At 65.0% G+C, this 11,918-nt stretch carries 8 protein-coding genes; 5 read left to right on the forward strand and 3 right to left on the reverse strand.

From position 1 onward, the window contains the following. Positions 1-72: 72 nt before the first annotated feature. From M1L61_RS15970 to M1L61_RS15990, 5 genes are all read left to right on the forward strand, one after another. Complete coding sequence (locus M1L61_RS15970) at positions 73-2,940, forward strand: TonB-dependent receptor (RefSeq protein ID WP_019338609.1); 2,868 nt, start codon at positions 73-75, stop codon at positions 2,938-2,940. Between the two features lie 189 nt (positions 2,941-3,129). Beyond that, positions 3,130-5,232, forward strand: coding sequence for a M13-type metalloendopeptidase (locus M1L61_RS15975; protein ID WP_248853771.1), 2,103 nt, complete (start codon positions 3,130-3,132; stop codon positions 5,230-5,232). A 222-nt stretch (positions 5,233-5,454) separates the two neighbouring features. Next, positions 5,455-7,461: a M13 family metallopeptidase gene (locus M1L61_RS15980; RefSeq protein WP_010483006.1), complete on the forward strand. Its 2,007-nt coding sequence runs from the start codon at positions 5,455-5,457 to the stop codon at positions 7,459-7,461. 123 nt (positions 7,462-7,584) lie between these two features. Then, positions 7,585-8,079, forward strand: a complete 495-nt coding sequence (locus M1L61_RS15985) for a VOC family protein (RefSeq protein ID WP_143993719.1) — start codon at positions 7,585-7,587, stop codon at positions 8,077-8,079. A 76-nt stretch (positions 8,080-8,155) separates the two neighbouring features. After that, positions 8,156-9,739 carry an NAD(P)/FAD-dependent oxidoreductase gene (locus M1L61_RS15990; RefSeq protein ID WP_248853772.1) on the forward strand — a complete coding sequence of 528 codons (1,584 nt, stop codon included), beginning with the start codon at positions 8,156-8,158 and terminating at the stop codon, positions 9,737-9,739. 104 nt (positions 9,740-9,843) lie between these two features. Here M1L61_RS15990 and M1L61_RS15995 read toward each other — a convergent pair whose 3' ends face one another. The 3 genes from M1L61_RS15995 to M1L61_RS16005 form a co-directional block, all read right to left on the reverse strand. Then, complete coding sequence (locus M1L61_RS15995; protein ID WP_005410509.1) at positions 9,844-10,518, reverse strand: rhomboid family intramembrane serine protease; 675 nt, start codon at positions 10,516-10,518, stop codon at positions 9,844-9,846. A 93-nt stretch (positions 10,519-10,611) separates the two neighbouring features. After that, entirely contained in the window at positions 10,612-10,950 is a 339-nt protein-coding gene (locus M1L61_RS16000; RefSeq protein WP_241873196.1) for an MGMT family protein, read from the reverse strand. After that, entirely contained in the window at positions 10,947-11,867 is a 921-nt protein-coding gene (locus M1L61_RS16005) for a DMT family transporter (RefSeq protein WP_029550870.1), read from the reverse strand. The genes M1L61_RS16000 and M1L61_RS16005 overlap by 4 nt, the downstream gene beginning before the upstream one ends. Positions 11,868-11,918 lie beyond the last annotated feature (51 nt).

An 11,918-nucleotide genomic window follows, 5' to 3' on the forward strand; every position in this document is an offset into this window, starting at 1 on the left:
TCATGTTGCATTTACTTTACGCGACACATACACTCCATTAACCGAAGCATAACAAGTGGGGATCAAAACGAAATGCGCACCGCCAACCGCCAAACCAAGCCAAGCCGCGTCCCGTTGACTCTTGCTGTGCTGGCCTGCCTGCAGGTCGCACCGGCTCTGGCCCAGGAATCCACCCAGCAGGAAGCAAAGGCGTCAAGCACCTCCTCGTCATCCCAGCGCGCGACGGATCTTGACAAGATTACTGTCACCGGCTCCCTGATCCGCCGCGCGGACTACGAGACCACCTCGCCGGTGTTCACCATCAACGCCGAAACCAATGCCAAGCAGGGCCAGGTCAACGTGGCCGAGTTCCTGCAGAAGTCGGCCATCGGTTCGGCCGAAACCCAGATCACCCACCAGTTCGGCGGCTTCGTCGTGGACGGCGGTACCGGTGTGCAGACGGTTTCGCTGCGTGGCCTGGGCGCCAACCGCACCCTGGTGCTGCTCGATGGCCAGCGCCCCGGCCCGGCCGGTACCCGTGGTGCTGTCGGCGCCTTCGACCTGAACGTCATTCCCACCGCCATCCTGCAGCGTGCCGAGATCGTGAAGGACGGTTCGTCCTCCATCTATGGTTCCGACGCCGTGGCCGGTGTGGTCAACCTGATCACCAAGAAGAACATCGAGCGCCCGGAGCTGACCGTCACCGGTCGCGTGCCGACCGAAGGCGGCGGCGAAGTGTTCGCTGCCTCGCTGGCCAACGGCTGGAACTTCGAGAAAGGCAGCATCGTGGCTGCGGCAGAGTGGTACAAGCACTACGAACTGAACCGCAACGACCGTGACTACCTGAACTGCAGCAATGATCTGGTCAAGGATGCCGATGGCAACCGCATCGACCGTCAGGATCGCTCGATCACTGCCGGCACCAACCTGGCAAACTGCAACAACCTGCTGCATAACGTCGTCGACGTAGGTGCCATCCGTTATGTTCCTTCACCGGAAGGCAACACCATCGGCCCACTGCCCGGCTATCGCCCGCGTACCACCCGTACCTACGCAGGCGGCGGCCAGGCCTACTATGATGAGCCGCTGAACTTCGCACGCTTTGGTGAAGAGCAGATCATCAACCAGCAGGAGCGCAAGAGCGTCTTCGTAGCCACCGATTTCGCCTTCGACTCCGTCAACTGGAAGACCCAGTGGCTGTTCAACCGTCGCGAGACCGAATCCTTCCGCTGGCGCCAGTTCTTCCCGCGGATCCAAGCACCGGCAGGTTCAGGCTTCACCGGCGTCATCCGTCCGATCATGCCGTTCAAGTCACAGCAGGACGTCACGGTCGACTACTTCTACGGCGCCACCAAGCTCGATGGTCTGTTCAAGGGCACTGACACTTGGGCATGGGAAGTCAATGCCAACTTCAGCCACTCCAAGGGCAAATACGGCAACTTTGGCATCCAGGCCTCCAAGACCGGCGACGTTGACTACACTGACAACGCGCCGACACTGAACTACCTCGATCCGGGCTACCTGAGCGGGGCCAAAGTCGATGAACTCAGTAATCTGCTGGGACAGTGGGATTGGGGTAAGACGATCTACAAGCAGGCCACGATCAATGCCGTCGTCAGCGGCGACCTGTTCGAGCTGCCGGCAGGTGCTGTGGGCGTAGCCGCGGGCTTGGAGTACCGCTACTACTCGATCGATGATCAGCCGGGTGAACTGTCAAAGGCACAGGACCTTTGGGGCTCGAGCTCGGCCAATGTCACCAAGGGCGACGACAGGGTCAAGGAAGCATTTGTTGAATTCGATGTCCCGCTGCTGAAGGGCCTGCCGGCGATTGAGTCGCTGAGCCTGAACGCGTCCGGCCGCGCATTCCAGTACGACTCGGTGGATGGCACCGACGAGGTCTGGAAGGTGGGCCTCAACTGGCAGGTCATTCCGTCGCTGCGGCTGCGCGGCTCGATCGGCACCTCCTACCGTGCTCCGGGCCTGTATGAGCTCTATCTGGGCAACCAGACCGGTTTCCTGGGACAGACCGGCATCGACCCCTGCATCCGCTGGGGTGAGAGCTCCAACACCAACTACCAGCGCAACTGTGCCGCGGCAGGCATTCCTGCCGACTACGCAGGCGCCGGCAGCAGTGCAACTGTGTATTCGGGCGGCGGTGCAGGCCAGCTGATTCCGGAAACCTCCCGTGCCAAGACCGCAGGTATCGTTTTCACCCCCACTTTTGCCAATCTGAGTGTGGCAATCGATTACTTCGATTATCAGGTGAAGAACGAGATCGGCCAGATCACCACGGCTGACATCGTCAAGGGTTGCTATGGCGCTGCGGTGTATCCGAACGCCTTCTGCGGCCTGCTGGTCCGCAACCCCGGTACCGGCGACGAGGCTTGGAACATCACTGATGTGTACAACCAGTACGTCAACATCAATAAGCAGCGCACTCGCGGCTACGACCTGACTGCGAACTTCGACCACGACTTCTCGTTCGGTAAGTTCTCTGCCGAAACCCAGGTCACTTACACCATCGAGGATACCCAGCAGGTCTTCTCCAGCGCCGAAGAAAGTGGCCTTTCGTCCAATGAGCTTCTTGGTGACATCGGGCGTCCGAAGGTTGTGGGCAACCTGGCACTCAGCCTGACCCGTGGAGACTGGACCTTCAACTGGCTGACCACCTACATCCACAAGACCAAGGACATCGACCTGGATCCGGTCTTCATCTACCAGGGCCGTCCGAACTCCTACCGTGACATCGTGGTCGATTCGCGTACTTACCACACCGCATCGGTCAGCTACTCGCAGGCCGACTGGGAAATCCTGGTGGGTGTCAGCAACATCTTCAACAAGACCCCGCCGCTGATCTCCACCGGCGTCAGCGATGCCCGCTACGGCAACATTGCGGCATTCGCGACCCAGTACGACTTGTACGGCCGCACCCCGTTCGTGCGTCTGAAGTACAAGTTCTGATCCACGCCTGATCGCAGCACCCCGACAGACCCGGCTTTTGCCGGGTCTGTCTTTTCCGGGCCACCTAACGCCCCCCTTGCGCCCGCCCATGACCTTCGACACCCTTGCAGGGCAGGCCGGCGGCGTATTGTTCGGCCCACGGCCGTCCCGCGGCCCTTCCCTGACTCACTCGGCCTGGAGGCCATCAAAGTGACCCGTACTCCCAAGATCGTGCTGCTGACCCTGGCCGTTTCGGCCGCGCTGGTCGGCTGCGGCAAGAACGAAACCCCGGCCAAGGACGCCACCGCCTCCACGCCGGCTGCGGCCGAAGCCACCCAGTACACCCTGGACGAGAGCAAGCTGCCGGCCTACAACGCCTTCCAGCCCAGCGATCTGGATACCAGCAAGGACGCCTGCGGCGCCTTCGGCGACTACGTCAACAGCAAGTGGCTGGCCGCCAATGAAATTCCGGGCGACCGCACCAGCTGGGGCGCGTTCACCATCCTCGACGAGCGTTCGGTGGCCGTGCAGCACCAGCTGGCCGAACAGGTCGCGCAGGTCAAGAACCCGAACCACATCGAGAAGATCGTCGGCGACCTGTGGGCCACCGGCATGGACGAGGCCAAGATCAACGCCCAGGGCATCGAGCCGCTGAAGGCCGACCTGACGGCGATCGACGGCCTGCAGGACAAGGCGGCCATCGCCGACTACCTGCGCAGCAGCGCGGCCAAGGGTGACAACGTCCTGTTTGGCTTCGGCGCCGAAGCCGACTTCAAGAACTCGGCCGTCAACCTGGCCTACGCCAGCCAGGGCGGCCTCGGCCTGCCGGACAGCACCTACTACACCGACGCCAAGAACGCCGACAAGCTGAAGGCCTACCAGGCGCACGTCGCCAAGGTGCTGGAGCTGTCCGGCGTCGCCGCTGCCGACGCTGCCAAGCAGGCCGAGGACGTGGTCAAGTTCGAGACCCGCCTGGCCAAGGCCTCCAAGTCGCGCGTCGAGCTGTCGCGCAACGTCGAGCTGTACTACAACCCGGTCACCCTGGCCGACGCCGACAAGCTGACCCCGAACTTCAGCTGGACCGAGTTCTTCAAGTCGCAGGGCGTGGCCGCACCGGAGAAGTTCTCGCTGGCGATGCCGGCCTTCCATGAGGAAGTGAGCAAGGCACTGGGCGACACAGATCCGTCGGTGTGGCGTGCCTACCTGCGCTTCCACACCGTGGACAGCGCCTCGCCGTATCTGGCCGACGCCTTCGTGCAGGAGAACTACGAGTTCTACGGCAAGATCCTCAACGGCCAGAAGGAACAGAAGCCGCGCTGGAAGCGCGTGCTGGGCACCATCGAGAACGATGCCGGCGAAGCCTTCGGCCAGCTGTACGTGAAGGTTGCCTTCTCGCCGGAAGCCAAGGCGAAGATGGAAGAGCTGGTAAAGAACCTGGCCGCCTCGCTGAAGGAACGCATCCAGGGCCTGAGCTGGATGAGCGATGAAACCAAGGCCAAGGCCATCGCCAAGTGGGAAACCTTCACCCCGAAGATCGGTTACCCGGACAAGTGGCGTGACTGGGCGGGCCTGCAGACCCAGCGCGACAGCTACCTGGGCAATGTGCGCGCTGCCAGCGAGTTCAACTACAAGTTCAACCTGTCCAAGATCGGCAAGCCGGTGGACAAGACCGAGTGGGGCATGACCCCGCAGACGGTCAACGCCTACTACAACCCGCTGCAGAACGAGATCGTGTTCCCGGCCGCCATCCTGCAGCCGCCGTTCTTTGACCCGAAGGCCGATGACGCGCTGAACTACGGCGGCATCGGTGCGGTGATCGGCCACGAGATGACCCACGGTTACGACGACCAGGGCGCACGCTTCGGGCCGACCGGCAACATGGAAGACTGGTGGACCGCTGCTGACAAGAAGAACTTCGAAGGCCTGACCGGCAAGCTGGTCAAGCAGTTCGACCAGTACAAGGTCGACGGCCAGGCCGTGAACGGCCACCTGACCCTGGGCGAGAACATCGCCGACTTGGGTGGCCTGGCTACCGCCTACGACGCGCTGCAGAAGGCCTCCGCCGGCAAGGAAGATGCAAAGGTCGATGGCTTCACCCGTGACCAGCGCTTCTTCTTCAACTGGGCTACCGTGTGGCGCACCAAGTACACCCCGGAAAACGCCAAGGTCCGCCTCGCGACCGACCCGCACGCGCCGGCGCAGTTCCGCGCCATGGGTGCGCCGTCGAACCTGCCGACCTTCGCCGCGGCATTCCAGTGCAAGGCCGGTTCGCCGATGGCCCGCACTGGTGAGCAGCAGGTGGTGATCTGGTAAGCCACGGCTGACGCCAAGGCAGACCTGCAGAGGCCCGGGAATTCCCGGGCCTTTGTTGTTCTGGGGTGTCTTTCATCCACGCATGGCGTGGATCTACTGATCCCGGCGCTCCCCGGTAGCTGCCGACCTTGGTCGGCGAATGCACCGCGACGCATGCATGCCGCGTCGATGCCCGGCTTGCTATAGTGCGCGCGCCCTCAATCCATCACGGATTCGTTCCACATGCCCAACTTCCGTCCGCTTGCCATCGCCCTGGGCATCAGCCTGGCGACCCTGGTCCCGACCCACGACGCGTTCGCTGCCAAGAAAAAGGCTGCGCGTGCCCCGGCTGTCAGTGCCCAGTGCAGCGACTTCTATGACGCCACCAATGCAGGCTGGCTGAAGGCCAACCCGGTGCCGCAGACCGGCGCCACCACCGCGCTGGGCCAGCTTGTCGACCGCAGCCGCCAGCAGCAGCGTGAACTGCTCGACGCCGCGATGAAGGCGCCGCAGGGCAACGTGCAGAAACTGCTGGGTGACTTCTGGGCCAGCGGCCTGGACGAAGCCGCCGTGGAAGCAGACGGCTCCAACCCGATCGCCCCGCTGCTGACCCGCATCAATGCCATCAAGAAGGCCAAGGATGTGCCGGCCTCGATCGCCGCACTGCACCAGGTCGGCATCCCGGTGGCATTCAACTTCGGCCCGGACGTGGACCTGAAGGCGCTGGACCGCCACATCGGCTACTTCATGCAGGGCGGCATGGGCCTGCCGGACCCGGCGTTCTATACCCGCAGCGACGCCGACACCGTGGCGCTGATGGGCCGCTACCGCAACTACGTCAAGCAGATCCTGGCGCTGACCGGCACCCCGGCTGCCAAGCTGGATGCCGAGTCGCAGGCGGTGATCGCGCTGGAAACCGAGCTGGCACGCAATGCGCAGTCGCTGGCCGGCATCAACAACCCGTTCAACAACTACGCGCCGATCTCCACCAAGGAGCTCAACAGCCGCTACCGCAACCTGCAGCTGGATGCCTTCCTGAAGGCACAGGGCGTGGATGACGACCTGGTCTCGCTGGCCGACCCGGGCCTGTTCAAGCAGCTCGACGGCATGGTCACCAAGCTCAAGCCGGACCAGTGGAAGGCCTACCTGCGCTGGCGCGTGGGCGACTCGATGGCACCGTACCTGTCCAAGGCCTATCGCGACGCCGAGTTCGAATTCCGCGGCCGCGTGCTGCGTGGCGAAACCCTGCCGCCGCAGCGCTGGGAAGATGTGCTGGAGGCGATCAACGTGGCCGCCGGCCCGATGGTCGGTCGCGAGTACGCTGCCCGTTACCTGTCCGCCGAAGATCGCCGCCAGGCGGCGTGGATCGTCGACAAGGTGCGCGAAGTGCAGATCGAGGCGGTCAAGAACAGCAGCTGGATGAGCGCCGAAGCCAAGACCGAAGCGCAGGCCAAGCTGGCCGCGCTGAAGATCGAGATCGGCACCCCGCTGCGCGACCTCGACTACAGCGTGCAGCCGATGGGCCGCGGCTCGTTCGGCGGCAACATGCTGATTGCTTCGACCTGGCGCCATCGCGAAGAAATGAAGCGCATCGGCAAGGGCAACGCCGACCGTCGCTGGGACGTGCTGCCGCAGCAGCCGTCGCTGGCCTACGACCTGGCGCAGAACCGCCTGATCGTCACCGCCGCGATCCTGCAGGGCCCGGTGTTCAACGCCAAGGCCGATGCTGCCGACAAGTTCGGCAGCTTCGGTGGCCTGGTCGGCCATGAGCTGACCCGCGCGATCGATGCCAAGGGCGCGCTGGTCGACGCCAAGGGCGAGCTGCGCAGCTGGTGGACCCCGGCCGACAAGACCGCCTGGACCCTGCTCGGCAGCCGCGTGGCCGCGCAGTACAGCGCCTACGATTTCCCGGGCGTGAAGGGTGCCAAGGTCAACGGCACGCTCACCCAGGAAGAGAACCTGGCCGACATCGCAGGCCTGGAACTGGCCTGGGCGGCGTATGTCGCGCAGGAGCCGAAGGCCAAGCAGGCGCAGCAGCAGGGCTTCTTCCGCGCCTGGTCTGCACTGTGGGCGCAGCAGCTGGCGCCGAACGAGGCCGTGCGCCGCCTGACCGCCGACATCCGCGCACCGGGCCTGTGGCGCAGCAACGGCACGCTGGCCAACCTGCCAGCGTTCGGTGCTACTTTCAGCTGCAAGGCCGGCCAGCCGATGCAGCGCAGCGAAGCGGAACAGATCAAGGTCTGGCGCTGAACCCGCTGCCACACGGGTAATGCAGAGGGCGCCTTCGGGCGCCCTTTTTTGCGGGTGCAGCACGATCCCGGGTTAACACCCGGCATGCTATCGCTGCGGCTTCGTCCATCGCGGAGCCCCGACATGGCACACAAGAACACGATCTGTGTCTGGTATGACAACGGCGCGCTAGAGGCCGCCACCTTCTACGCCAGTATCCTGCCCGACAGCGCAGTAATTGCCGTACATCACGCACCGGGCGACTATCCCGACGGCAAGGAAAGCAACGTACTGACCGTCGAATTCACCGTCTGCGGCATCCCCTGCGTCGGCCTCAACGGCGGCACCGCGTTCAAGCACAACGAAGCCTTCTCCTTCCAGATCCAGACCGAGGACCAGGCCGAGACCGACCGCCTGTGGAACGCGATCGTGGGCAATGGCGGCCAGGAGAGCCAATGCGGCTGGTGCAAGGACCGCTGGGGCATCTCCTGGCAGATCAGCCCGCGCATGTTGATCGAAGCGGTGACCAGTAAGGACAAGGCACTGGCCAAGCGCGCCTTCAACGCGATGATGCCGATGAAGAAGATCGACATCGCCACCATCGAAGCCGCCATCAAAAAAGGGGACGGAGGGAATTAAGTCGTTTCTCCCCATTACCGCCGGCCCTATGCGAATTGCGACTTAATCCCCTCCGTCCCCTTTTTCCGAGGTGCTGATGTCCTGGGATGCAATCATCATCGGCGGTGGCCACAACGGGTTGGTCTGTGCAGCCTATCTGGCACGCGCCGGCAAGCAGGTGCTGGTGCTCGAACGGCGTGGTGTGCTCGGCGGCGCCGCGGTCACCGAGGAGTTCCATCCCGGCTTCCGCAACTCGGTGGCGTCGTACACGGTCTCGCTGCTGCAGCCGAAGGTGATCGACGACCTGCAGCTGCATGCGCATGGGCTGCGCATTGTCGCGCGCCCGGCCAACAACTTCCTGCCATTGCCCGACGGCCGCTACCTGTTATCCGCGCCCGGCCGCACCCAAGCCGAGGTGGCGAAATTTTCCGAGCGGGATGCACAGCGCCTGCCCGCATATGAAGCGCGACTGGAGATTTTCGCCGACATGCTGCGTGCGTGGGCCCTGCGTACACCACCGGACCTGGGCGTGGCGGGTGGTTGGCGCGCACTACCCGCACTGTGGCAGATGGGAAAGCTCGGCCGCGAACTGGCGGCGTTGGATGCACCACTGCGGCAGGAGCTGCTGGACCTGTTCACGCTGTCGGCGGCGGAGTACCTGGACCGCTGGTTCGAGAGCGAGCCGATCAAGGCGCTGTTCGGCTTCGATGGCATCGTCGGCAACTACGCCAGTCCGTACACGCCGGGCAGTGCCTACGTGTTGCTGCATCACGTGTTCGGCCAGTGCAATGGCGTGAAAGGTGCGTGGGGCCATGCGATCGGTGGCATGGGCGCGATCAGCCAGGCCATCGCCGCCGCTGCACGCGAGGCCGGTGCGGAACTGCGCGTGGATGCCGGCGTGCAACGGGTACTGACCGAACAGGGCCGCGCCGTGGGGGTGGAACTGGCCAACGGCGAAACCCTGCGTGCACGCGCGGTGGTCGCCAACGTCAATCCGAAGCTGCTGTACGAACAGCTGCTGGAGCCGGCGCAGGTACCGGCTGCCACACGCGAGCGCATGGCGCAGTGGCGCTGTGGCTCGGGCACCTTCCGGATGAACGTGGCGCTGTCGCGGCTGCCGGACTTCCGCGCCCTGCCCGGCCCCGGCCCGCACCTGAGCGCGGGCATCATCCTGGCCCCCTGCCTGGACTACATGGATCGCGCGTGGCTGGATGCGCGGCGCGACGGCTGGTCGCGCGAACCGATCGTGGAGATGCTGATTCCCAGCACACTGGATGACTCACTGGCGCCAGCGGGGCAGCACGTCGCCAGCCTGTTCTGCCAGCACGTGGCGCCGGTGCTGCCCGACGGGCGTCACTGGGATGATCGTCGTGAAGCAGTGGCCGATCTGATGATCGCCACCGTTGAGCGGTATGCACCGGGTTTCGCTGACAGCGTGCTGGGCCGCCAGGTCCTGTCACCGCTGGATCTGGAGCGCACGTTCGGGCTGATCGGGGGCGACATCTTCCACGGTGCGCTCAGTGCCAACCAGTTGTTCTCGGCACGGCCCATGGTTGGCCAGGCCGGCTATCGCGGTGCCCTGCCCGGGTTGTATCTATGCGGGTCGGGTACCCATCCCGGTGGTGGCGTGACCGGCGCGCCAGGTCACAATGCGGCGCAGGTGGTGTTGCAGGATCTCTGAAGGCGTGCCGACCAATGGTCGGCACCTACCGCGTCAAATGATCCTGGCCAAGGTGTGCCAACCAAGGTTGGTACCTACCCGCGTGAAGCGAGGCACATCGCGCCTCACTTCACGCTGCGCAGATGGTTCGGGCGCTTCGGCGGGCCGGGCGGGCGACGCTTGTTGAATGGCGGCTGCCCGCGCCAGTAGCGGATCAGCAGCCAACCGAACAGCATGCCGCCCAGATGCGCGAAGTGGGCCACGCCCGGCTGCCAACCGGTCATGCCCAGCACCAGCTCACCCACACCGAACAGGATCACGAAGGTCCGTGCCTTCATCGGGATCGGCGGGAACAGCAGCATCACCCGCTGGTTCGGGAACAACATGCCGTAGGCCAGCAGCAGGCCGAACACGCCGCCGGAGGCGCCCAGCACCGTGGCCGGATTCTCCAGCAGGGTACCCACCAGCAGCTGGCAGACACCGGCGCCAGCCACGCACACCAGGTAGTACAGCAGGAAGCGCTTTTCGCCCCAGGTCTGCTCCAGCGGCGCGCCGAACATGAAGACCGCCAGCATGTTGAAGAACAGGTGGCCGAAGCTGCCATGCAGGAAGCCATAGGTCAGCAGCTGCCACGGCTGGAAGTTGCCGCCCGGCGAGAACGCATCGAAGCCCTGCTGCAGCGGTTGCAGCATGAACGGCTCGAAGGTCTGCATGCCGAGCAGGAACGGCTGCTGCAGCAGGAACAGGATCGCGTTGGCGATCAGCAGGGCCTTGGTGACGGTAGGCAGTCGCGGGAACATGGGAGCACCGGCATGGAACGGCCTCCATCATAGCCGCAGCACCGTGTGTTGTTGGCGACCGGCAGGCGCAGCCTGTTCAGTCGCCAGCGGTGCTCAGCCCGGGCCCCACACGGCGGCATCCAGCGCCACGGCCGGATCGGTGGCCGGCATCCGCACCCGGCCGTTCTCCACCACCACGCCCTCGGCACGCAGCCGTTGTGACTGCTCGCGCCAACCAGCCGACCCTTCTTCCATGGCAATGCGCCCGTCCGAACGCAGCACGCGATGCCAGGGCAGGTCGGGATCGTCGTTCTGGCCGAGGATGCGCGCGGTCAAGCGCGCACGCCCCGGCAGGCCGGCACGCATCGCCACTTGGCCATAGCCCATCACCTGCCCCGCCGGGATCGCGCGGATCACCGCCAGGATGCGCGCCCGCGCCTGCTCCGGCGTCAGCGCCGCAGGCGGGTCACCAGCAGTACGCCGATCAGCACCAGCACGGTGCCGGCGATCTGTGCCGGCCCCATCGGTTCGTCGAGCAGCCATAGGCTCATCACGATGGTGGAAACAGGGCCCAGCATACCGACCTGCGCGGCCAGCGACGAACCCACGCGCTGCACCGCCAGCATGATCGCCAGCACGGGCAGTACCGTGCACACGGTGGCATTGACCAGCGACAGCCATTGCACCGGCGCCGGTGCCTGCCACAGCAACGGCAGCGGATGGGTCACCGCGAAATGCAGCAGCACCAGCACGCTGGCCACGCAGCTGGCGTAGGCGGTGAGGCGCACCGCACCGATGCGCGCGACCACCTGGCCACTGCCGAACAGGTACAGCGCGTAGCTGAGCGCACTGCCCAGTACCAGCAGGCTGCCGACGATGATCTGCCCGCCCTCGCGCTGAAGATCGTGGCCGAAGGCGAGCAGCACGCCCAGATAGCTCAGCACCAGCGCACCGATCTGCCAGCGGCCCGGGCGCTGCCGTGCCAGCAGCACGTTGATCAGCAGCACCAGGGTCGGGTTCAAGTAAAGAATCAGCCGCTCCAGGGTCACGCTGATGTACTGCAGGCCCTGGAAATCGAGCAGGCTGGACAGGTAGTAGCCGGTGAAGCCCAGCCACAGCACGCGGGCGCGGTCGGCCCAGGACAGCGGCTCTGCCCGGCGCGCAGCCCACAGTGCCATCAGCACGAACAGCGGCAGCGCCATCAGCATGCGCAGGGCGAGCAGCGTGGTGGCATCGACGCCGTGGCGCAGGCCGAGCTTGACGATGATGGCCTTGCCGGAGGCGGCGATGGCGCCGATCGCGGCCAGGCCGATACCCCCCAGCGCGATGCGCGGGGAAGCGGTGGCGATACGGGAAGCGGGGCTGGACATCAGGACGACGGCGGGCCGCATAGGGCGGCCCGGAAACGCATTGGGGGGGCG

Origin of the sequence: Stenotrophomonas sp. NY11291 (genome assembly GCF_023277365.1) — a bacterium.
In the GTDB taxonomy this organism is placed as follows: Bacteria; Pseudomonadota; Gammaproteobacteria; order Xanthomonadales; family Xanthomonadaceae; genus Stenotrophomonas; species Stenotrophomonas geniculata.